The sequence below is a fragment of the Microbispora sp. H13382 genome, from assembly GCF_014161445.1.
In the GTDB taxonomy this organism is placed as follows: Bacteria; Actinomycetota; Actinomycetes; order Streptosporangiales; family Streptosporangiaceae; genus Microbispora.
Map to the genome: position 1 here is coordinate 167,932 of NZ_JABBXA010000017.1, position 21,055 is coordinate 188,986.

Below are 21,055 nucleotides of genomic sequence, written 5' to 3' on the forward strand. Positions count from 1 at the left end.
CCTACAGCGGAGTGACGTACGCGCCGGAGATGCCGCCGTCGACCAGGAACTCCGAGGCGGTGATGAACGACGCGTCGTCGGAGGCGAGGAACGCGACCGCCGCGGCGATCTCCTCGGCCCGGGCGAACCGGCCGATCGGCACGTGGACGAGACGGCGCTGGGCGCGCTCGGGGTCCTTGGCGAACAGCTCACGCAGCAGCGGGGTGTCCACCGGGCCGGGGCACAGCGCGTTGACCCGGATGCCCTCGCGGGCGAACTGGACGCCCAGCTCGCGGCTCATCGCGAGCACGCCGCCCTTGGAGGCGGTGTAGGAGATCTGTGAGGTGGCCGAGCCCATGACCGCGACGAACGACGCGGTGTTGATGATCGAGCCCCTGCCCTGCCGTCGCATGTAGGGAATCACGTGCTTGCAGCACAGGTAGACGCTGGTGAGGTTCACCTCCTGGACCCGGCGCCAGGCGTCGATGCCGGTCTCGAGGATGGAGTCGTCGTCCGGCGGGGAGATCCCCGCGTTGTTGAACGCGACGTCGACGCTGCCGAACTCCTCGAACGCGGTCCGGTACATCCGGGCCACGTCGTCCTCGTTCGCCACGTCGGCCTTGACGAACAGGCCGCCGACCTCTCCGGCGGCCTTCGCGCCGGCCTCCTCGTCGAGGTCGGCCACCACGACCTTGGCGCCCTCCTGGGCGAACCGGTGGGCCGTGGCCAGCCCGATGCCGCTGCCGCCGCCGGTGATGACGGCGACGCGGTCCTGCAAACGCTGCATTGATCTACTCCGTGGCGATGAAGACGTTCTTGGTCTCGGTGAAGGCGGACAGCGCGTCCGGGCCGAGCTCGCGGCCGAGGCCCGACTGCTTGAAGCCGCCGAAGGGGGTCCAGTAGCGGACGCTGGAGTGCGAGTTGACCGACAGGTTGCCCGCCTCGACGGCCCGCGCCACGCGCAGCGCCCGGCCCACGTCGCGGGTCCAGATCGACCCCGACAGCCCGTACGCCGTGTGGTTGGCGATGCGCACGGCGTGCTCCTCGTCGTCGAAGGGGACGACGGACACCACCGGGCCGAAGATCTCCTCGGTGTACGCGCGGTGGAAGGCCCCGGAACCGGGCGCGAGGGGGTCGAAGCCGGCTGGCGCCGCCAGCACGGTGGGCGCGAACCAGTAGCCGGGGCCGTCCGGGCACGACCCGGCGGCGTACACCTCCGTGTCCGTGACGAACGAGGCGACACGCTCCCGGTGCTCGGCGCTGACCAGCGGGCCCATCTGGCTCGCCGGGTCGTTCGGGTCGCCCACGGTCACCTCCCGCACGGCCTGCGACAGCCGCAGCAGGAAGTCGTCGTAGACGGAACGCTCCACCAGGATGCGCGAACGGGCGCAGCAGTCCTGGCCGGAGTTGTCGAAGACCGCCATGGGGGCCGATTCCACCGCCCGGGAGAGGTCCGCGTCGGCGAAGACGATGTTGGCGCTCTTGCCGCCCAGCTCCAGCGTCACCCGCTTGACCTGCTCGGCGGCCTTGGCGCCGATCAGCCTGCCGACCTCGGTCGAGCCGGTGAAGACGATCTTCCGTACGTCCGGGTGTTCGACGAGCCGGGCGCCGGCGACCTCACCCTCGCCGGGGACGACCTGCAGCACGCCCTCGGGCAGCCCGGCCTCCAGGGCGAGCTCGGCCAGCCGCAGCGCGGTCAGCGGGGTCCACTCGGCCGGCTTCACGATCACCGTGTTGCCGGCGGCGAGGGCCGGGGCGGCTCCCCAGGTCATGACGACCATCGGGAAGTTCCACGGCACGATGACGCCCACCACGCCCAGCGGCTCGGCGAACGTGACGTCCACCCCGCCGGGCACGGGAATCTGCCTGCCGTGGTTGCGCTCGGGCGCGCCCGCGTAGAAGTCGAGCACGTCGCGGACGTTGCCCGCCTCCCAGCGGGCGTTGCCGATCGTGTGCCCCGCGTTGGCGATCTCCAGCCGGGCCAGCTCCTCGGCGTGGTCCTCCACCACCTGCGCGAAGCGGCGCAGCAGCCGGGCCCGCTCGCCCGGGGCGACCGCCCGCCACGCGGGAAAGGCCCGGGCGGCCCGCTCGACCGCGCGGTCCACCTCGGCGGCGTCCGCCATCTCGACCTCGGCGATCACTTCCTCGGTCGCCGGATTGACTATCTTCACAGCCGTTCGAACCCCCGATAGAGCTCCCAGTCGGTGACCGCCGCGTCGAAGGCGGCCAGCTCGACCCTCGCGTTGTTGGCGTAGTGCTCGACCACGTCCTTGCCGAACACCTCCTCGGCGATCGGCGAACCCTCCCACAGCGCCAGGGCGTCGCGGAGCGTGGCCGGCACCCGCTCGGCACCGGAGTCGTAGGCGTTCCCGCCGAACGGCTCCTCCAGCTCCAGCCCGGCGTCGATGCCGCGCAGCCCCGCCGCGATCATGGCGGCGACCGCGAGGTAGGGGTTGACGTCGCCGCCGGGCACCCGGTTCTCGATCCGCAGCGAGGGGCCGTGGCCGACCAGCCGCAGCGAGCAGGTGCGGTTGTCCACGCCCCACTTGACGGCGGTGGGGGCGAAGCTCCCGGGCACGAACCGCTTGTAGGAGTTGACGTTGGGCGCGTAGAGCAGGGTCAGCTCGCGCATCGCCGCGAGCTGCCCGGCGATGAACCGCCGCCCGGTCTCCGACAGCCCGTACGGCTCGCCGCCCGCCATCACCGGTGCGCCGCCGGCGTCCCGCAGCGAGATGTGGATGTGGCAGGAGTTGCCCTCGCGCTGGTTCGGCTTGGCCATGAAGGTGACCGACCTGCCCTCCTGGGCGGCGATCTCCTTGGCGCCGTTCTTGTAGAACACGTGGTTGTCGCAGGTCGTCAGTGCGTCGGCGTACCGGAAGGCGATCTCGTGCTGGCCGAGGTTGCACTCGCCCTTGGCCGACTCGACGTACAGCCCGGCGCCCTCCATGCCGAGCCTGATCTTCCGCAGCAGCGGCTCGATGCGGGAGGTGCCGAGCAGCGAGTAGTCGACGTTGTAGAGGTTGGCCGGGGTCAGGTCGCGGTAGCCCCGCTGCCAGGCCTGCTCGTAGCTGTCGTCGTAGACGACGAACTCCAGCTCGGTGCCGACGTACGCGGTCCAGCCGCGTTCGGCGAGCCGGGCGAGCTGGCGGCGCAGGATCTGCCGGGGGGAGGCCACGACGTCCGCGCCGTCCTCCCACACCAGGTCGGCGAGCAGCAGCACGGTCCCCTCGTGCCAGGGCACCCGGCGCAGCGTCGACAGGTCCGGCCGCATCACGAAGTCGCCGTAACCGCGATCCCAGGACGACATGGTGTAGCCGTCCACGGTGTTCATGTCGACGTCCACGGCGAGGAGGTAGTTGCAGCCCTCGGCGGCGTGGTCCAGCACCTCCTCCAGGAAGTACCGCGCCGACAGCCGCTTGCCCTGCAGCCGCCCCTGCATGTCGGTTACCGCGAGCAGGACCGTGTCCACGCGGCCCGCTTCGACGTCATCGCGGAGTCGCTCCACGCTGAGCACGGTGCCTCCCGTCCAAAAGTCTGGAATCAGACCATTGAGGGCATGCAAGCACCATGTTCCCCTCGTCGTCAACAACGTGCCTGGGGTTTAACCTCGATCGAAGGAACGGGGGCCCGCGGCGACGGGTGGAGGGACGATGCGCATGGAGATCAGCCCGGCGGAGGCGTCCGTCTCCCGGCCCCCGGCCGCCGTCGCGTCCGGGTCGCGGCTCGCGGCCACGGGTATGACCGGGGGGATCACCGGCGTGGTGTCGCTGCTGCGGCCGGTTCGGGCGGGCAACGCGTTCGAGGAGACCGTCGAACGCCTTCTGCAGGCCATCAAGCTCGGCGTCGTGCCGCACGGCGAGAAGCTGCCGCCGGAACGCGAGCTGGCCACCCGGCTCGGCATCAGCCGGGTCACGCTGCGCGAGGCGATCCGCGCCCTGCAGGAGGCCGGCTACCTCGACGTACGGCGCGGCCGGTACGGCGGGGCCTTCGTCGTCTACCGGCCGCCGAGCCCGCGCAAGGGCGACCTGCGCAGGGCGGTCACCCGCATGGGTGAAGACGACCTCGAGGACGCGCTGACGTTCCGGATGGCCGTCGAGTGCGGGGCGGCCAGGGTCCTCGCGACCACCGATCTGACCGAGCGGCAGCGGGAGACGCTGGACGCCCGGCTGGCCGGGGTGAACGACGCGGCCCCGTCCGACTACCGCCGGATGGACATCGCGTTCCACCTGGCGATCGCGGAGCTGACCGGCTCGCCGCTGCTGGCCGCCGCCTGCGCGGACGCCAGGCTCCGGGTGACCGACCTGCTCAACGCGATCCCCGTGCTGCGGCCCAACATCGAGCACGCGGCGGCCCAGCACGCCGCCATCGCGGCCGCGATCCTCGACGGCGACCCCGAGGCGGCCGAGCGGGCGGTGGCCGAGCACCTGGAGGGCACGGCGGCCCTGCTGCGCGGCTTCCTCGCCTGACCCACTCCCACCGCGTCTGGGGCCCCTCCCGCCGATCTTTGCCCCGCCGCGTCGCCCAGAGCGGCACCTCGCCGCGTTGTCGCCCCACCCACAAAGCACCACTCTGGACACCGCTCCTAACGGGCAAACCTCGTCGGTCGCGGCACTAGCATCGGAGGCCGGGGGATCGCTTGATGACCGACTGGTTTCACGAACGCATCATCGAGGCGCACCGTCTGCCGCTGTTCTGCTTCTTCGTCGCGCTGCTCACGGCGTTCGTCTTCACGCGGGTGAACGTACGGCTGATCAGGGCGCGGGTGCGGTGGCTCGGCAACGTCAGCGTGGGCGAGATGCACATCCACCACGTCGTGTTCGGGGTGGTGCTCACGCTGCTCGGCGGAGTGGCGGGGCTGGTCCTGTCGGGCGTGTCCACGGGGTGGTACTCCTTCTCCTCCGCCGTGTTCGGCGTGGGCGCCGCCCTCGTGCTCGACGAGTTCGCGCTGATCCTGCACCTGCGCGACGTCTACTGGCAGGAGGAGGGCCGCACCTCCGTGGACGCGGTCTTCGTGGCGATCGCGGCCACCGGCCTGCTGCTGCTCGGGCTGCGCCCGCTCGCTTGGAACGGCGCGGACGGCGCGGACGGCGGAGGGGGCTGGACGGCCCCCGCGTTCCTCGTCGTCAACCTCGTCTTCGCCGTGGTCACCCTGCTCAAGGGGAAGATCTGGAGCGGCCTGCTGGGACTGTTCGTGCCGCCGCTGCTGTACGTGGGGGCGGTGCGGGTGGCGCGTCCCGGCTCGCCGTGGGCCCGCTGGTGCTACTCCGAGCGGGCGAGGCGGCCACGGCCGCGACTGATGGCCAAGGCGGTCCACCGGGAGGAGCGCTGGCGCCGCCCGGTCATCAGAGCGAAGATCGCGGTGCAGGAGTTCGTCTCCGGCCGTCACGACCTGCCCGCGCCCGCGCTGCCCCCGCGGCGCCACCCTCGGCGGGTGGTGTCCCCGCGTCCCCGGCCGGGCGCCGACCACCCCGTGCGGCACTGGCGGTCGGGCCGCCCCCGGGCCCGCTGAGTCACCCGCCGGCACCCGTGTGACGTGCGCGGATCTCCCCATGAGCATTTCGGCCGGTTCTGTGGGTATTTCACCCCTGTGTAAGAACTGTTGGGGGGCGGGAGGGGCGGTAATGGAGTCTCGCGAGCGGTTCGTGTTCCAACGGATGGCGGCCCAGCTCAAACGGGAGGCGGCGCTGCTCACCGGGGACCGGCTGATGGCCGCCGAGGCACGCGGTGAGGAGGCCGAGGCCGACCTGTGCCTCACGTGGTACGAGATCATGGACACCACCCGGGAGATCCGCCTGCTCTACGGGGTGCCCGGATGACACATCGTCACGGTGGGTGCGGACGCGATACTGAGGTGGTGACCGAGTCACCCGCCTTCTCCGCGCCCCCGTTCCACCTGCGCCTCATCGAGGACGCGCGGCCCGTCCTCGACCGGTACGGCCTGCTGCTCGCCGGCGGATACGCGCTGCCGGCGCACGGATGTACGTCCCGGAAGGTCGACGACCTCACCTTCGCCACCGGCGGGGAGGCGCCGCTGGCGGAGATCGGCGCGGCGCTGGCCGAGGCGTTCCGGAGCACCGGCCTGTCGGCCGAGGTGTGCGAGGCGGGCGCCCGTATCGGCCGCGTCGTCGTCACCGACGAGATCACCGGCCAGTCGTGCGAGGTCGCCCTGCTCCGCGAGCCGCTGCGGGACCGGCCCGCCGACATCGGGCCCTGCCGGGTGGTGGGCCTGGACGACGCGGTGGGCCTCAAGGTCCGCGCCCTGCAGGACCGCGGCCTGCCGCGTGACTTCGCCGACGTCGCCTCGGTGTCCGGCCTGTACTCCTTCCGCCTGCTCGAACGGCTCGGCGCGCGGTACGACGACGAGTGGCGGGTGGAGGACCTGGTCGAGCGGCTGGAGACCGTCGACCTGCTCGCCGACGAGGCGTTCGGCGGCCTGGACGAGGAGGGCGTCGCCGCCGTGCGGCGCTTCGCGTACGCCTGGGTGGAGGACATCAAGCTGCGCCGCGTCGACGACGGCGACGCGGAGTTCGACCTCGACGTGCCGGACGTGGACTGATCCAGGACGGCTGAATCCCCGCGCGCACCGGCGTTTCCGGTGAATTAGTGTCTCCGGGAGATCGCACGCCGGGTTCGCGCGAGGGGGCTCCATGGGGACGGACGGCGACGGCCCCGGCGGTGGCCGGCCCGGGCCAGGGACGAAGGCGTCCCTGGGGGAGCGCGCCTCCTGGCGGCTGCTGCTCGACCAGGTGCGCCCGCACCGGCGGGTGCTCCTGCTGGGCGGCCTGCTGAGCCTCGTCGGCAGTCTCACCGGGCTCGCCATGCCGGTCATGGCCAAGCGGGTGATCGACACGTTCGGCGAGGGCGGCGCGCTGGCCGGCCCGGTGCTCGGGCTGTCGGTCGCGGTCCTGGCCGGCGCGCTGATCTCGGCGGCCGGGCGGTTCCTGCTGGAGCGGATGGGCGAGACGATCGTGCTCGACTCCCGCCGGAGCCTGGTGGACCGCATCCTGCGGCTCACGGTCTCCGACGTGGACCGGCTCAAGCCCGGCGACCTGCTGTCGCGGGTCGGCTCCGACACCACGCTGCTGCGTGCCGTCTGCACGGACGCGCTGGCCTCACTGGTCGGCTCCGTCTTCACGTTCCTGGGCGCCGCCGTGATGATGGCGATCATGGACGGCCTGCTGCTGGTCGTCACGCTCGCCGTCGTCGCGCTGGTCGGGCTCCTGGGTGTGGTCATCGCCCCGCGTATCCGCCGCGCATCCCTGCAGGCGCAGGTGGCGCTCGGCGAGATGGGCTCGGTGCTCGACCGCGCCCTCCAGGCGTTCCGTACGGTCAAGGCCGCCGGCGGCGAGGCGCGGGAGACCGCGGCGGTGGGCGCGGCGGCCGTCGAGGCGCGCGACCGGGGCGTGGCCGCCGCCGCGTGGACCTCGCTGGCCGGGATCGGCGCGTGGATGTCCATCCAGCTCGCGTTCCTCGCGGTGCTGGGGGTCGGCGGCGCGCGGGTGGCGGCGGGGGAGATGGAGATCTCCGCCCTGATCGCGTTCCTCATGTACCTCTTCTACCTGGTCTCCCCGATCGGCCAGATCGTCCAGAGCCTCACGCAGATCCAGAACGGCCTGGCCGCGGTGACACGCATCCAGGAGATCGCCACGCTGCCCACCGAGCCCGCCGCCGCTCCCGTGACGCGGACGGGAGGCGAGCCCGTCGGGGTGACGTTCTCCGGGGTCGTCTTCCGCTACGGCGAGGACCGGCCGGTGGTCCACCACGGTGTGACGTTCGAGGCGCCCGCCGGCGGCATGACCGCGCTGGTCGGCCCCTCGGGCGCGGGCAAGTCGACGGTGTTCGGCCTCATCGAGCGGTTCTACGAGCCGCAGGAGGGGACGATCACCCTCGGCGGGCGGGACATCCGCGACTGGCCGCTCGGCGAGCTGCGGGCCATGCTCGGATACGTCGAGCAGGACGCCCCGGTGCTGGCCGGCACGCTCCGGGAGAACCTCGTCTTCGGCGCGCCCGGCGCGACCGGCGAGGAGATCGCCCACGCTCTGGCCCGTACGCGCCTGGACGACCTGGTCGAGCGGCTGCCCGAAGGACTGGAGACACAGGTCGGCCATCGCGGGGTGCTGCTGTCGGGCGGCGAGCGGCAGAGGGTGGCCATCGCCAGGGCGCTGCTGCGCCGTCCCAGGCTGCTGCTGCTCGACGAGGCGACCTCCCAGCTCGACGCGGTCAACGAGATGCGGCTGCGGGAGGTCGTGGCCGAGGTGGCGCGCGAGACGACCGTCCTGGTGATCGCCCACCGGTTGTCCACCGTGACGGGGGCGGACCGGATCGTGGTGATGGAGGCCGGCCGCGTGCGGGCCTGGGGCACCCACGACGAGCTGGTCGCGGCCGACGAGCTCTATCGCGAGCTGGCCGCCACGCAGTTCCTCGTCTCGTCCTGACCGGCGGCCCCGCGAACCTCCGCAGACGCCGATGGCGAAGCCGTGAGCAGCCCTTACACCGGGCCACAGCTTCTTTCGACCGGGGACCGGGAAGGTCGGTGGTGCGTAACCTCTCCTTCACCACCGCCCGGTTCCCGGAGCCAACGCGCGTGCGGGCGCGTCCGGGTGACACGGGTCGGAGGCGGGGCGCCCCGGCCGGTCAGGCCGGGGCGCCCCGCCGTGCTTTACCTCCCGCGTCATCGATCTTCTGACCTCGCCCGGCCAGACTCCGGTTGCCGAGACGAGACAGCGGGAGTGGACATGTTCTTCGAGACCTTCGACGGCACGCGGCTGGCCTACGAGGACTACGGGCAGGGTGAGCCGATCCTCTTCCTGGCGAGCTGGGTGCTGCACAGCGACATGTGGGAGTACCAGCTTCCGTTCTTCGTCGAGCACGGCTACCGCTGCGTGACGCTGGATCGGCGCGGGCACGGCCGCTCCGACCGCCCCTCCACGGGCTACGACCTGGACAGCCTGGCGGACGACGTGGCCGCCCTGATCGAGCACCTCGGCCTGCGCCGCGTGACGCTGGTGGGGCACTCGGCCGGGGGCGCCGAGATCGCCCGCTACCTCGCCAGGCACGGCGAGGAGCGGGTCGCCCGGGTCGCGTTCGTCTCCGCCGTGCTGCCGTTCCTCAAGCGGACCGCGGACAACCCGGAGGGCGCCCCCGAGGAGGCGCTGCGGGCGACGCTCGCCCAGTTCGCGACCGACCGGCCGAAGTGGTTCGCCCGGCAGGCGCAGGCGTGGTTCGCCACGCACCTCGGCAACGACGTGTCCCCGGCACTCGTGGACTGGACGCTCGCGCAGTGCCTGTCGGCCTCGCCGTGGGCGACGTCGCGGGTGTTCGAGGCGCTCTACCACGCCGACCACCGGGCCGGGCTGCGGGAGATCACCGTGCCCGCGCTCGTGGTGCACGGCGCCGCCGACATGTCGGCCCGGGTCGAGGTGACCGGCCGCCGTACGGCCGCCCTCGTGCCCGGGGCGGTCTACAAGGAGTACCCCACCGCCGGGCACGGCCTGTTCGTGACGCACAAGGACGCCCTGAACGACGACCTGCTGGCCTTCCTCAAGAACGGTTAGCCGGCGAGGCGGCGCATGGAGCGGACCGACCAGGCGAGGGCGGGCACCGCGAGCACCGCCATCAGGGCGAACGCGAGCGCCACGTGGCCGCCCGCGAGGTCGCCGGCGAACAGCGCCCGCCCGGCCTCGACCGCGTGGTAGAGCGGGTTGACCTGGGCGACCGTCCGCATCCACTGCGGGGCGAGCGACATCGGCAGCAGGATGCCGGTGAACAGGATCAGCGGCAGCGCGAAGAACTGCAGGATCTGCGACATGCCGTTCTCGTCCCGCACGGCCAGGGCCAGGCCGTACGAGAGGCCGGAGGCGAACAGGCCGGTCAGGGCCATGAGCAGGAGCATCAGGGCGACGCCCGGCAGGCTGGGCCGCATGCCCATGAGCAGCGCCACCACGATGATCAGCACCGCCTGCGCGACCAGCACGATCATGTCGCGCAGGGTCCGGCCGAGGACGATGGCCGGGCGGCTCGCCGGGCTCGCGGCGAGCCGTTCGAGCACCCCGGCACGGATCTCGGCGATCATGCCGAAGCCCACGAACAGCGAGCCGAACAGCGCGATCATCACCATCACGCCGGGGGTGAACATGGCGAGCGTGCGCTCGTCCGGCACGCCGGGCATCGTGTTGGCCAGCAGCGGGGCGAACAGCAGCAGATAGAGGACGGGCTGGAGGAGGCCGAACAGCGGCCAGACCGGGTTGCGGGCGGTGTTGCGTAACTCGTAGGCCAGGAACAGGCCGGTGTGCTTCAGCATCGTCGCACCTTTCGGGGGGGTCAGGCCGCGTCGCGCAGCGAGCGGCCGGTCCTGCGCAGGAAGACGTCGTCGAGCGTGGCCCGGTCGAGCGCCACGGACTCCAGGGCCAGGCCCCGCCCGGTGAGCGCGGCCAGCAGGTGCGGCAGCGCCCGCTCGCCGTCGTCCAGGTATACGCGCAGCAGGCCGCCGTCGGCCCTGACCTCTCTCGTGTACGGCAGGCCGTCCAGCACCGGCGCCGCCTCGTCCGTGCCGGACACGCGCAGGGACACGACATCGCCGGCGATCTCGCGTTTGAGCTCGGCGGGCGTCCCGGCCGCGACGACGAGCCCGTGGTCGACGATGACCAGGCGGTCGCACAGCGCGTCGGCCTCGTCCAGGTAGTGGGTGCTGAGCAGGACGCTCGTCCCGCCGTCGCGCAGCGTCCTGATCTGCTCCCAGAGGTTGGCCCGGTTCTGCGGGTCGAGGCCGGTCGTGGGCTCGTCGAGGAACAGCAGCGGCGGCCGGTGGACCAGGCCGAGCGCGATCGCGACGCGCCGCTTCTGGCCGCCGGACAGGGTGCGGGCCGGCCGGTCGGCCAGGCCTGCCAGGTCGAAGGCCGTGAGCACCTCGTCCGTGCGCGCGGCGGCCTCGGCCGCCGCCAGGCCGTTGACCCGGGCGGCGAGCCGGAGATTGGCCCGGGGGGTGTTGTTCTCGTCGACCCCGCCGGCCTGGCCGACGTAGCCGATGCGGCGCCGCACCTGCTCGGGGGAGGTCAGCAGGTCGTGCCCGGCCACCGTCGCGGTGCCGGCGGTGGGCGCGACCAGCGTCGCCAGCATGCGGATCGTCGTGGTCTTCCCGGCGCCGTTGGGACCGAGCACGCCGACGATCTCGCCTTCGGCGACCTGGAGGTCGACCCCTCGTACGGCCTCCACCGGCGCGGCGGCGCGGCGGCCCCGGGGGCGGTAGGTCTTGCGTAATCCCCGTGCGTCAATGATCATCCTGGGCTCCTCGGTTCATGGGATGTCGCCGCGCTCGATGCGGTCGACGGCCTGTTCCAGCCACTCCAGCTGCGCGCGGTACTCGGCCGCGTTCAGCTCCAGGCACTCGTCCACGTGCCGGGGGGCGCCCGCCGCGCGCTTGGCTTCGCGGGCCCGCTCGTAGCTGTCGAACGCCGCGCGCAGCCGCTCGGTCCTGTCCCGCACGGCCGCCTGCAGATCGGCCCTGGACAGCCGGTCCATGAACGTCAGCGCGACCTGGAACGGGTCGACGATCGGCATGATCTCCGACCAGTGCTCGCGCAGCCGCCGGTCGAACTCGGCCCTGCCCTCGGGCGTGATCGCGTAGACCGTCCGCCCCCGGCCGGAGGGCCGGTCGTCGCCGACCACTTCGAGCAGGCCCTCCTGGGCCATCTTCCCGAGGGCGTGGTAGATCGAGCCGAAGGCGACGTTGGCCCAGTGCTGGGCGCCCCACAGTTCGAGCTTCTTGCGTACCTCGTAGCCGTGCAGCGGCCCGTCGAGCAGCACGCCCAGGATCAGCACCCGCGTCGATGACATATTCAAATTTGTATACAAACTTGAGTATCGTGGTCAACCGTGAACGACAGACACGAGATCCGCAGGGACGACGACGGAGCCCTGCTGGGCTTCGTCCGGTGGGACGGCGAGCAGTGGGAGCCGCTGACCGTGTTCGGCTACCCCCTCGGCGCGGCCGGGCCGTACGAGCGGGCGGAGGCGGAGGTGCGGCGCACGGGGCTCGACGTGCTCAGCGGCCACTGGGAGTTCCTGGAGGACGGCGAGTGGTACCGCTGCGTGATCCTGGAGGCCGCCGCCGGCGAGGTGCGGGTGCGCCCGGCCGACCACCGCTACCCGCACCACGTCTACGCCCTGCACCTGGAGCACCCGGGCCCGGCGACCCTGCGCCCGCAGCGGTGACGCCGGTGCCGGGGGAGATCGGCGGGACGCTCTAAGGTGAGGTCCATGCGACCCACGGCTTTGATCACCGGCGCCTCGCGGGGCGTGGGGGCGGCGATCGCCCGTGCCCTCGCCCCGACGCACGAGCTTCTCCTGGGCGGGCGGGACGGCACCGCGCTCGACGCCATGTGCGCCGAGCTGCCGGTGGCCCGCCCCTGGGCGGTGGAGCTCACCGAGCTCACCCCGGCCGAGGTGGAGGGGATCGACCGGCTCGACCTGCTGGTCCACAGCGCGGGCATCGCCAGGCTCGGCCACCTCGCCGACGTCCCGGCCGAGGTCTGGCGGCGGACGATGGAGGTCAACGTCATAGCGGTCGCCGAGCTGACCCGGCTGCTGCTGCCCGCGCTGCGCGCGGCCCGGGGGCACGTCGTGCTGATCAACTCAGGCGCCGGGCAGCGGGCCAACCCCAACTGGGGCGCCTACGCCGCCAGCAAGTTCGCCCTCCGCGCGTACGCGGACGTGCTGCGCGAGGAGGAGAACGCCCACGGCGTGCGCGTCACCACCGTCTTTCCGGGGCGGGTGGACACGGATATGCAAAGGGACGTCCGTGCCCAGGAGGAGGGGCCGTACGAGCCGGGAAGGTATCTGGAGGCGGAATCGGTGGCGCGGGCCGTGCTGGCCGCGGTGACGGCCACGCCCGACGCCCACGTCACCGAGATCACCGTACGGCCGGCGGCGGGACCGACCCGCTGACGGCCGCGCGAGGCGCGGGGACGCACGTTCGACAGCAGTGGCAGCACCGCCACGCCGCCCACCTGGAGGACCGGTGCACGTGAATTACTGGTGCGAGATGGCGTGGCTGTCGCCGGGCGAGGTCGTCGAGAGCGTCGTCGTCGGCGTCGAGGGCCGCCGCATCGCGCAGATCAGGCCCGAGGCGCCGCCTCCCCCCGGAGCCGTACGACTGGCCGGGCTGACCCTGCCCGGCCTGGCCAACTGTCATTCGCACGCCTTCCACCGCGCGCTGCGCGGTCACACCCAGGCCGGTCGCGGCAGCTTCTGGACCTGGCGTGAGCGGATGTACGCGGCCGCCGAGGCGCTCGACCCGGACCGCTACCTCGCCCTGGCCACCGCGACGTACGCCGAGATGGCGCTCGCCGGGATCACCACCGTGGCCGAGTTCCACTACCTGCACCACGGCCCCGGGGGCAGGCCGTACGCGGACCCGAACGCGATGGGCCGAGCGCTGGTCGAGGCGGCCAGGCGAGCCGGGCTGCGCATCACCCTGCTCGACACCTGTTATCTGACCGGGGGCATCGGCGAGGCACTCACCGGCACCCAGCTGCGCTTCGGCGACGGGGACGCGGAACGCTGGGCGGCCAGGGCCGACGAGCTCGCCCGGGTCTACGAGGGCGAGGAGGACGTCGAGATCGGCGCGGCCATCCACTCCGTGCGCGCGGTGCCGCCCGAGCAGATGCACGTCGTCGTCGACTTCGCCCACCGGCACACCGGGCCGCTGCACGCGCACGTGTCGGAGCAGCGGGCCGAGAACGAGGCGTGCGTGGAGGTCTACTCGGCCACGCCCGTCCAGGTGCTGCACGACCACGGCGTGCTGGGGCCGCGCTCGACCGCGGTGCACGCCACCCATCTGTCCGACGTGGACGTGGCGCTGCTCGGCGGCTCCACCACCCACGTGTGCATGTGCCCCACCACCGAACGCGACCTCGCCGACGGCGTCGGCCCCGCTCGCAGGCTCCTGGAGGCCGGGGCGCCGGTCACGCTCGGCACCGACAGCCAGGCGGTCATCGACCTGTTCGAGGAGGCGCGGGCGGTGGAGCTGGACGAGCGGCTGGTCACGGGCGAGCGCGGGCACTGGCCCGCCGCGCAGCTCCTGCACGCCGCGACCGCCGCCGGTCAGGCGTCGCTGGGTTTCCCCGACGCGGGGTGCCTGGTGCCCGGTGCCTGGGCCGACCTCGTCTCCGTACGGCTCGACTCGGTCCGTACGGCCGGCGCGACGAAGGCCTCGGCGGTGGAGTCGGTGGTGTTCGCCGCCACCGCCCCCGACGTGCACTCGGTGGTCGCCGGCGGGCGGCGGATCGTGGAGGACGGGCGGCACGTGCTCGGCGACGCAGGGGCGCTGCTGCGCGACGCGCTCGCGCCGCTGCACCGGTGAGGTTTGCGCCCTTCGCGGGGTGGCGAGGATCAGGAGACGTGGGGCCGAGCGGCATGACATCAGTCGTTTTCACGGACATCGGGCTGCTGTACACGGCGGACCCCGAGCGCGAGGAGATCGAGGACGCCGCGCTGGTCGCGGAGAACGGCGTGGTCCGGTGGATCGGCCGCTCCGCCGACGCCCCGCCCGCCGACGAGCGGGTCGACGTGGAGGGGCGGGCTGTCATCCCGGGCTTCGTGGACAGCCACGCGCACCTGGTCTTCGCCGGCGACCGCACCGGGGAGTTCGCCGCGCGGATGGCCGGCCGGCCCTACACCGCGGGCGGCATCCGCTCGACCGTCGCCGCGACCAGGAAGGCCACCGTCCCCGAGCTCGTGGAGACGACCGCGCTGCTGGTCGCGGAGATGACCATGCAGGGCACGACGACGTTCGAGATCAAGAGCGGGTACGGCCTCACGGTCGAGGACGAGCGCCGCAGCCTGGAGATCGCCCGCCAGTTCACCGAGGAGACGACGTTCCTCGGGGCGCACGTCGTGCCGCCGGAGACGACCGCCGACGACTACGTCCGGCTCGTGACCGGCCCGATGCTGGAGGCGTGCGCGCCGTACGCCAAATGGGTGGACGTGTTCTGCGAGCGCGGCGCGTTCGGCGAGGAGCACAGCAGGGAGGTGCTCGCGGCGGGACGCAAGGCCGGGCTGCGGATCCGGGTCCACGCCAACCAACTGGGCGAGGGCCCCGGGGTGCGGCTGGCCTGCGAGATGGGGGCGGCCTCCGCCGACCACTGCACCCATCTCACCGAGGCGGACGTGGACGCGCTCGCCGCGAGCGGGGTGGTCGCCACCCTGCTGCCGGGCGCGGAGTTCTCCACCAGGTCGCCGTACCCGGACGCGCGGCGGCTGCTCGACGCGGGCGTCACCGTGGCGCTGGCGACCGACTGCAATCCGGGCTCCTCCTTCACCACCTCGATGCCGTTCTGCGTCGCCCTGGCCGTACGCGAGATGGGCATGACGCCGCTGGAGGCCGTGCGGGCGGCTACCCGCGGGGGCGCGTGGGCGCTGCGGCGCACCGACGTGGGCACCCTGTGCGTGGGCTCCCGCGCGGACCTCGTCATCCTGGAGGCCCCGTCGTACGTCCACCTGGCGTACCGGCCAGGGGTGCCGCTGGCGGCGCAGGTCTGGCGGATGGGACGCCGCCTCGTTTGAGCCCGCCGGACCTGGGTAATCGCCTTTTCTCCCGGCCCCGCATCCTCCTTGGGGAGGAAAACGAAACCATTCCCGGGTCGTATTCGTTTGGGGAATCTTTGCCTCGGACCGGCCGTTGACCGGGTCAGGAGCAGGAAGCCGGGGGCCGTGCCGAGCGGGGCGGACACGCCCGGTTCGCCGGCTCAAATATTGCATATCGCGGCGGCGGAACGAGGTGCCATCGGATGGCGACGGGGAATCGGACGCAGGAACAGCATGTCTCTGACCGGGATCTGCTGGGGACGTATCTGGCCGAGATCGGCCGCGTCCCGCTGCTGACCGCGGAGCAGGAGGTCGAGCTGGCCAAGCGCATCGAGGCGGGGCTGTTCGCCGAGCAGTTGCTCGACAGCGGGCGGCGCGAGCCGAAGATCGCGGACGCGACCGACGAGGAGCTGGAGCGCATCGCGATCTCGGGGCGGCGGGCGAAGGACGAGTTCATCCAGGCCAACCTACGTCTGGTGGTGGCGGTCGCGCGGAAGTACTCCGGCCGGGGAATGCCGCTGATCGACCTGGTGCAGGAGGGCAACCTCGGGCTGGTCCGGGCGGTGGAGAAGTTCGACTACCGCAGGGGGTACAAGTTCTCGACCTACGCCACCTGGTGGATCCGGCAGTCGGTGGGCCGCTCGATCCACGAGCAGGCGCGGCCGGTGCGCCTGCCCACCCACGCGGGTGAGCAGATGACGCGGCTCATGCGGGTGCGCAGGGACATGCTGGCGGAGTTCGACGCCGAGCCGACCGACGCCGACCTCGCCGCGGTGCTCGACCTGCCGATCGAGCGGGTGCAGGAGCTGCGCCGCTGGGCCTCCGACCCGGTCTCCCTCCAGCTCGGCGTGGGAGACGAGGACGAGACCGAGCTCGGCGACATGATCGCCGACGAGACCTGGGCGGATCCCGAGCAGCAGGCCATGGCCACGCTGGAGAAGGAGCGCCTGGAGCAGTGGCTGACCGGCCTGGAGGGCCAGATGCGCGAGATGCTGCGCTGGCGGTACGGCCTGGTGGACGGCCGCGAGCACACCCTCACCGAGGTGGGGGAGCGCTACGGCATCGGCCGCGACCGCGCCCGGCGCATCGAGCGCGACGCGCTGGTGCGGCTGCGCAAGATGGCCAGCGCCGCGTAGTCCGCGGCCCCGGTGGTGGCCGGTGATTCCGGCCGTGACGACGCGCACCCCTTGGGGGTGCGCGTTTTGTCGTTCTGAGCACGTCCGAAACCAGCCCGAAACACGTCGGTGGCGAGATTCACACATGTGAAACACGCATGGTCGTGGGCTGAAACGGCGGAAGAACACGCTGTCGCCAACGTCAGTGCGCCAGCCGGCCGATGGTGACCCCGAGCGAAGCCACTGAGGGAGTGATAACCGGCCACACGCCAATTGTAAGGAGGGCCGCGTCGGTGAAGATCGATACCGGCACCACCGCCTGGATGATCACAGCAACCGCACTGGTGCTGCTGATGACGCCCGGGCTCGCGTTCTTCTACGGGGGCATGACCAGGGCGAAGAGCGTCCTGAACATGATGATGATGTCGTTCGTCAGCATCATCACCGTCACCATGGCCTGGGTCCTGTACGGCCACTCGCTGGCCTTCGACGCCTTCGGCGACGGGGACAACTGGGTCAACAAGCTCATCGGCGGCGGGGACGCCGTGGGCCTGCAGAGCCTCATCGACACGACCACCAATGACGACGGCACCGGTATGCCGAGTCTGGTGTTCTCGGCCTTCCAGCTCACCTTCGCGATCATCACCGTGGCCCTCATCAGCGGCGCCATCGCCGACCGGGCGAAGTTCGGCGCGTGGGTCGTCTTCGGCCTCGCCTGGGCGACGCTCGTCTACTTCCCGGTCGCCCACTGGGTCTGGGGCGGCGGCTGGCTGGCGAACCTCGGCATCGAGGACTTCGCCGGAGGCACGGTCGTCCACGTCAACGCCGGCGCCGCGGGCCTCGCGCTCGCGTTCGTGCTGGGCAAGCGCACCGGGTGGCGCAAGGACCCGATGCGGCCGCACAACCTGACCCTGGTGCTGCTCGGCGTGGGCCTGCTGTGGTTCGGCTGGTTCGGCTTCAACGCCGGGTCCGAGCTCGCCGTCGACGGCACCGCCGGCCTCGCCTTCATGAACACCCAGGTCGCCACGGCCGCCGCGGCCGGCGCCTGGATCCTCGTGGAGAAGCTGCGCGACGGCCACTCCACCACTCTCGGCGTCGCCTCCGGCGCCGTCGCCGGCCTCGTGGCCATCACCCCCGCCTGTGGTTTCGTCGACCCGTGGGCGGCGCTCGTCCTCGGTCTCGTCGCCGGCGCGGTCTGCGCGTACGCGGTGGGCCTGAAGTACCGCCTCGGCTTCGACGACTCGCTCGACGTGGTCGGTGTGCACCTGGTCGGCGGGGCGATCGGCGCGGTCTCGCTCGGCATCATCGCCCGCTACCCCTTCGCCGAGGGCCAGAACCAGGGCCTCATCTACGGCGGCCCGATCTCCCAGCTCGGCGTGCAGGCCCTCGGCCCTGTCGCGGTCGGCCTCTACTCCTTCATCATGGCGTACGTGATCGGAAAGATCATCGACAAGACGATGGGCTTCCGGATCGACCAGGAGGACGAGGTCACCGGCATCGACATCACCACCCACGCCGAGACCGGGTACGACCTCGGCACCGTCCACTCCTCGGGAGTGGCCTCCGTCAACGGGCCCGTGCCCGCGCCTGCGAAGAAGGTCGACGCATGAAACTCATCACCGCAGTCATCAAGCCGTTCAAACTGGACGACGTGAAGGCCGCCCTGGAGCAGTTCGGCATCAAGGGCATGACGGTCTCTGAGGCCAGCGGCTACGGCCGGCAGCGCGGCCACACCGAGGTCTACCGCGGCGCCGAATACCAGGTCGACCTGGTGCCCAAGGTCCGGGTCGAGGTGCTCGCCGAGGAGGACGACGCCGAGGACGTCATCGACGTCATCGTCAAGGCGGCCCAGACCGGCAAGATCGGTGACGGCAAGGTCTGGTCGGTCCCGGTGGACACGGTCGTACGGGTCCGCACCGGGGAGCGCGGGCCGGAGGCGCTGTAACCGGATGATGAGAGGGGAGGCGCGCTCGTTCGCCGCGGTCCGCAAGGACCGGGCCGCGGACATCGACAGATGGCTCACCGATCTGTTCCGCACGGCGGCCATGCGGCCGTACGCGCGGGAGGGGGAATCGGGAGGGAAGGGCGGCCTCCCCGAGGAGCGCGGCCCCGCCGCCTCCCTCGGAGTCGGCCCCGTCACCGGCGGGCCCAACGGGATCAGCGGGATCGCCCTGGTCGCGGTCGGCAGCCTGGGACGGGGCGAGCTCGCCCCGGGCAGCGACCTCGACCTGGTCCTGCTCCACGACGGCCGCGACGACGTGGCGAGGATCGCCGACCGCATCTGGTACCCCATCTGGGACTCCGGGATCGGCCTCGACCACTCGGTCCGTACCGTGGACGAGGCGGTGAAGGTCGCCAGGGAGGACCTCAAGGCCGTGCTCGGCCTGATCCAGGCCCGCCACGTGGTGGGCGACCCCGAGCTGACCAGGGCCGCTCGGGAGGCGGTGCTCGCCGAGTGGCGCGCGGACTCCCGGCGCAGGCTGGCCGAGCTGCGCGCCTCCGCCGACAAGCGCGCCGAGTCGGGCGGCGAGCTGGCATTCCTGCTCGAACCCGACCTCAGGGACGCCAGGGGCGGGCTGCGCGACGTGCAGGCGATGCAGGCCGTGGCCGCCGCCTGGGTCGCCTCGGCCCCCGGCCCCCGGGTGCGCGAGGCGTACGAACTGCTGCTGGACATCAGGCACGGGCTGCACCTCGTCACCGCGCGCGGCACCGACCGCCTGGTGCTCCAGGAGCAGGACGCGGTCGCCGGCACGCTGGGCCTGCTGGACGCCGAGGCGCTGATGCGCCGTCTGGCCGAGGCGGGCCGGACCGTCTCCCACGCGTTCGACGCCACCTGGCGCACGGTCGATCGGCTGCTCACCGGTCCCGCGCCCCGGGGGCGCAGGCCTCTCGCCGACGGCGTCGTGGAGCACGGCGGCGAGGTCGTGCTGGCCCGCGGCGTCAGCCCGCGCACCGACCCCACGCTCGTTCTCCGCGCGGCCGCGGCCGCCGCGGAGGCCGGGCTGCCGCTCGCGCCCGCGACGGTCTCCACGCTGGCCGCCCAGTCTCCGCCGCTGCCCGTGCCGTGGCCCCCGGAGGCCCGCGGCGCGCTGGTCGCCCTGCTCGGCGCGGGGCGCGCCGCCGTACCGGTCTGGGAGGAGCTCGACCAGGCGGGGGTGCTCGTGAAGCTCATCCCCGACTGGGAGCGCGTACGTCACCGCCCCCAGCGCAACCCGGTCCACCGCTACACCGTCGACCGGCACCTCATCGAGACCGCCGCCGGCGCGGCCGCCTTCACCCGTGAGGTGTCGCGTCCCGACCTGCTGCTCATCTCGGCGCTCCTGCACGACGTCGGCAAGGGCTGGCCGGGCGACCACTCCACCACCGGTGAGATCGTCGCCAGGGACATCGGCACCAGGATGGGCCTGCCCCAGGCGGACGTGGACGTCCTCGCGACCGTGGTGCGGCACCATCTGCTGCTGCCGGAGACCGCCACCCGGCGGGACCTGGACGACCCGGTGACGATCTCCCGGGTCGCGGAGGCCGTCGGGTCGAGGCAGGTGCTCGAACTGCTGTCCGCGCTGGCGGTGGCCGACGGCAACGCCACCGGCCCCGCCGCGTGGAACTCCTGGAAGGCGTCCCTGGTCTCCGACCTGGTCCGGCGGGTGCGGTCGGTGCTGTCCGGCACGCCGCCGGCGCCCGCGCCGGCCCTTTCCCCCGAGCAGGCGGCGCTCGCCCGGCACGGCGGCGGCGCGGTGCGCGTCCACGGGAGCGCGGTCACCGTGGTCGCGCCCGACCGGCCGGGCCTGCTGTGGCGGGCGGCCGGGGTGCTCGCGGCGCACCGTATGGCGGTCCGCTCCGCCTCCGCCGCGTCCGCCGGGTCGACGGCGGTCATCGAGTTCGTCGTGGCGCCCGAGTTCGGCACGCCGCCGGACCCCGCGACGCTGGAGGCCGACCTGCGCCTCGTCCTGGCCGGACGGCTCGACATCGAACAGCGCCTGGCCCGGCGGGCGAGGTCGATGCGTCCCTCCCGGGTGCCGGTCGCGCCGCCCCGCGTCACCCTGCTCGACGACGCGTCCAACACCGCGAGCGTGGTGGAGGTGCGGGCGCACGACCGGCCCGGCCTGCTGTGGCGGATCGGCCGGGCGTTCGGCGAGTGCGGGCTTGACGTACGCGCCGCGCGTGTGGAGACTCTGGGCGCAGAAGCGGTGGATGTCTTCTATGTGGCGGATCGAACAGGCCGTCCCGTTCTCGATGAGCAGCAGCGTATGCAGGTGCGGGAGCACGTGCTCGCCGCCCTCAGGTGAGCTGGGTCACGATCCTCACCTCTTGGTAACAATTGGGGTGCTGCGGTAGGGGTAGGGCCGCTCGCTGTCGTGACCTTGTGGTCGAATTGTCCC

At 72.5% G+C, this 21,055-nt stretch carries 20 protein-coding genes; 14 read left to right on the forward strand and 6 right to left on the reverse strand.

Translation table 11 applies throughout. From position 1 onward, the window contains the following. Nucleotide 1: 1 nt before the first annotated feature. The 3 genes from HHX41_RS28840 to HHX41_RS28850 are packed head-to-tail and all read right to left on the reverse strand — an operon-like array spanning nucleotide 2 to nucleotide 3,484. Entirely contained in the window at nucleotides 2–766 is a 765-nt protein-coding gene (locus HHX41_RS28840; RefSeq protein ID WP_169981961.1) for a 3-oxoacyl-ACP reductase, read from the reverse strand. Nucleotides 767–770: 4 nt separating this feature from the next. Beyond that, nucleotides 771–2,102, reverse strand: a complete 1,332-nt coding sequence (locus tag HHX41_RS28845; protein ID WP_259401393.1) for an aldehyde dehydrogenase — start codon at nucleotides 2,100–2,102, stop codon at nucleotides 771–773. A gap of 44 nt (nucleotides 2,103–2,146) precedes the next feature. Beyond that, the gene (locus HHX41_RS28850) at nucleotides 2,147–3,484 is read right to left on the reverse strand and encodes a glutamine synthetase family protein (RefSeq protein WP_310742227.1); all 1,338 of its coding nucleotides are present in this window, start codon (nucleotides 3,482–3,484) and stop codon (nucleotides 2,147–2,149) included. A gap of 232 nt (nucleotides 3,485–3,716) precedes the next feature. On the opposite strand from HHX41_RS28850, the gene HHX41_RS28855 reads away from it, so the two are divergent. From HHX41_RS28855 to HHX41_RS28880, 6 genes are all read left to right on the forward strand, one after another. Next, on the forward strand, nucleotides 3,717–4,445 hold the full coding sequence (locus HHX41_RS28855) for a FadR/GntR family transcriptional regulator (RefSeq protein WP_182908483.1): 729 nt from the start codon (nucleotides 3,717–3,719) through the stop codon (nucleotides 4,443–4,445). 173 nt (nucleotides 4,446–4,618) lie between these two features. Continuing rightward, nucleotides 4,619–5,488: a hypothetical protein gene (locus tag HHX41_RS28860; RefSeq protein ID WP_182908455.1), complete on the forward strand. Its 870-nt coding sequence runs from the start codon at nucleotides 4,619–4,621 to the stop codon at nucleotides 5,486–5,488. 112 nt (nucleotides 5,489–5,600) lie between these two features. After that, complete coding sequence (locus HHX41_RS28865; protein ID WP_169981957.1) at nucleotides 5,601–5,795, forward strand: hypothetical protein; 195 nt, start codon at nucleotides 5,601–5,603, stop codon at nucleotides 5,793–5,795. 38 nt (nucleotides 5,796–5,833) lie between these two features. After that, a complete protein-coding gene (locus HHX41_RS28870; protein WP_310742228.1) occupies nucleotides 5,834–6,535 on the forward strand; it encodes a hypothetical protein in 702 nt (233 codons plus the stop codon). Between the two features lie 91 nt (nucleotides 6,536–6,626). Next, nucleotides 6,627–8,414 (forward strand): ABC transporter ATP-binding protein, encoded by a 1,788-nt coding sequence (locus HHX41_RS28875; RefSeq protein WP_182908456.1) that lies wholly within the window; start codon nucleotides 6,627–6,629, stop codon nucleotides 8,412–8,414. Nucleotides 8,415–8,714: 300 nt separating this feature from the next. Next, nucleotides 8,715–9,533 carry an alpha/beta fold hydrolase gene (locus HHX41_RS28880; protein WP_182908457.1) on the forward strand — a complete coding sequence of 273 codons (819 nt, stop codon included), beginning with the start codon at nucleotides 8,715–8,717 and terminating at the stop codon, nucleotides 9,531–9,533. On the opposite strand, the gene HHX41_RS28885 is transcribed toward HHX41_RS28880, so the two are convergent. The 3 genes from HHX41_RS28885 to HHX41_RS28895 are packed head-to-tail and all read right to left on the reverse strand — an operon-like array spanning nucleotide 9,530 to nucleotide 11,811. Next, entirely contained in the window at nucleotides 9,530–10,279 is a 750-nt protein-coding gene (locus tag HHX41_RS28885; RefSeq protein WP_182908458.1) for an ABC transporter permease, read from the reverse strand. The genes HHX41_RS28880 and HHX41_RS28885 overlap by 4 nt on opposite strands. Nucleotides 10,280–10,299: 20 nt before the next feature. Beyond that, nucleotides 10,300–11,253 (reverse strand): ATP-binding cassette domain-containing protein, encoded by a 954-nt coding sequence (locus HHX41_RS28890; protein ID WP_182908485.1) that lies wholly within the window; start codon nucleotides 11,251–11,253, stop codon nucleotides 10,300–10,302. A gap of 18 nt (nucleotides 11,254–11,271) precedes the next feature. Then, nucleotides 11,272–11,811 (reverse strand): PadR family transcriptional regulator, encoded by a 540-nt coding sequence (locus HHX41_RS28895; protein ID WP_169981953.1) that lies wholly within the window; start codon nucleotides 11,809–11,811, stop codon nucleotides 11,272–11,274. 39 nt (nucleotides 11,812–11,850) lie between these two features. Between HHX41_RS28895 and HHX41_RS28900 the strand changes: the two genes are divergently transcribed. From HHX41_RS28900 to HHX41_RS28935, 8 genes are all read left to right on the forward strand, one after another. Then, nucleotides 11,851–12,189, forward strand: coding sequence for a hypothetical protein (locus HHX41_RS28900; protein ID WP_182908459.1), 339 nt, complete (start codon nucleotides 11,851–11,853; stop codon nucleotides 12,187–12,189). A gap of 45 nt (nucleotides 12,190–12,234) precedes the next feature. Continuing rightward, the gene (locus HHX41_RS28905; protein WP_182908460.1) at nucleotides 12,235–12,921 is read left to right on the forward strand and encodes an SDR family oxidoreductase; all 687 of its coding nucleotides are present in this window, start codon (nucleotides 12,235–12,237) and stop codon (nucleotides 12,919–12,921) included. Between the two features lie 73 nt (nucleotides 12,922–12,994). Beyond that, nucleotides 12,995–14,338 carry a formimidoylglutamate deiminase gene (locus HHX41_RS28910; RefSeq protein ID WP_182908461.1) on the forward strand — a complete coding sequence of 448 codons (1,344 nt, stop codon included), beginning with the start codon at nucleotides 12,995–12,997 and terminating at the stop codon, nucleotides 14,336–14,338. A 53-nt stretch (nucleotides 14,339–14,391) separates the two neighbouring features. Next, nucleotides 14,392–15,540: an imidazolonepropionase gene (hutI, locus tag HHX41_RS28915; RefSeq protein WP_169981949.1), complete on the forward strand. Its 1,149-nt coding sequence runs from the start codon at nucleotides 14,392–14,394 to the stop codon at nucleotides 15,538–15,540. 224 nt (nucleotides 15,541–15,764) lie between these two features. Beyond that, complete coding sequence (locus HHX41_RS28920) at nucleotides 15,765–16,697, forward strand: RNA polymerase sigma factor RpoD/SigA (protein WP_169981948.1); 933 nt, start codon at nucleotides 15,765–15,767, stop codon at nucleotides 16,695–16,697. A gap of 272 nt (nucleotides 16,698–16,969) precedes the next feature. After that, on the forward strand, nucleotides 16,970–18,286 hold the full coding sequence (locus HHX41_RS28925) for an ammonium transporter (protein ID WP_182908462.1): 1,317 nt from the start codon (nucleotides 16,970–16,972) through the stop codon (nucleotides 18,284–18,286). Beyond that, nucleotides 18,283–18,621 (forward strand): P-II family nitrogen regulator, encoded by a 339-nt coding sequence (locus tag HHX41_RS28930; protein WP_030510869.1) that lies wholly within the window; start codon nucleotides 18,283–18,285, stop codon nucleotides 18,619–18,621. The genes HHX41_RS28925 and HHX41_RS28930 overlap by 4 nt, the downstream gene beginning before the upstream one ends. Before the next feature lie 4 nt (nucleotides 18,622–18,625). Continuing rightward, entirely contained in the window at nucleotides 18,626–20,962 is a 2,337-nt protein-coding gene (locus tag HHX41_RS28935) for a [protein-PII] uridylyltransferase (RefSeq protein WP_259401382.1), read from the forward strand. Nucleotides 20,963–21,055: the final 93 nt, after the last annotated feature.

Excerpts from the sequence above, each read along its gene's own strand:
- HHX41_RS28920 (WP_169981948.1), top strand. The coding sequence starts at position 15,765 with ATGGCGACGGGGAATCGGACGCAGGAACAGCATGTCTCTGACCGGGAT.
- HHX41_RS28905 (WP_182908460.1), top strand. The coding sequence starts at position 12,235 with ATGCGACCCACGGCTTTGATCACCGGCGCCTCGCGGGGCGTGGGGGCG.
- HHX41_RS28935 (WP_259401382.1), top strand. The coding sequence starts at position 18,626 with ATGATGAGAGGGGAGGCGCGCTCGTTCGCCGCGGTCCGCAAGGACCGG.
- HHX41_RS28895 (WP_169981953.1), bottom strand. The coding sequence starts at position 11,811 with ATGTCATCGACGCGGGTGCTGATCCTGGGCGTGCTGCTCGACGGGCCG.
- HHX41_RS28845 (WP_259401393.1), bottom strand. The coding sequence starts at position 2,102 with ATGGCGGACGCCGCCGAGGTGGACCGCGCGGTCGAGCGGGCCGCCCGG.
- HHX41_RS28860 (WP_182908455.1), top strand. The coding sequence starts at position 4,619 with ATGACCGACTGGTTTCACGAACGCATCATCGAGGCGCACCGTCTGCCG.
- HHX41_RS28885 (WP_182908458.1), bottom strand. The coding sequence starts at position 10,279 with ATGCTGAAGCACACCGGCCTGTTCCTGGCCTACGAGTTACGCAACACC.
- HHX41_RS28930 (WP_030510869.1), top strand. The coding sequence starts at position 18,283 with ATGAAACTCATCACCGCAGTCATCAAGCCGTTCAAACTGGACGACGTG.
- HHX41_RS28875 (WP_182908456.1), top strand. The coding sequence starts at position 6,627 with ATGGGGACGGACGGCGACGGCCCCGGCGGTGGCCGGCCCGGGCCAGGG.
- HHX41_RS28880 (WP_182908457.1), top strand. The coding sequence starts at position 8,715 with ATGTTCTTCGAGACCTTCGACGGCACGCGGCTGGCCTACGAGGACTAC.
- HHX41_RS28855 (WP_182908483.1), top strand. The coding sequence starts at position 3,717 with ATGACCGGGGGGATCACCGGCGTGGTGTCGCTGCTGCGGCCGGTTCGG.
- hutI (WP_169981949.1), top strand. The coding sequence starts at position 14,392 with ATGACATCAGTCGTTTTCACGGACATCGGGCTGCTGTACACGGCGGAC.
- HHX41_RS28840 (WP_169981961.1), bottom strand. The coding sequence starts at position 766 with ATGCAGCGTTTGCAGGACCGCGTCGCCGTCATCACCGGCGGCGGCAGC.
- HHX41_RS28865 (WP_169981957.1), top strand. The coding sequence starts at position 5,601 with ATGGAGTCTCGCGAGCGGTTCGTGTTCCAACGGATGGCGGCCCAGCTC.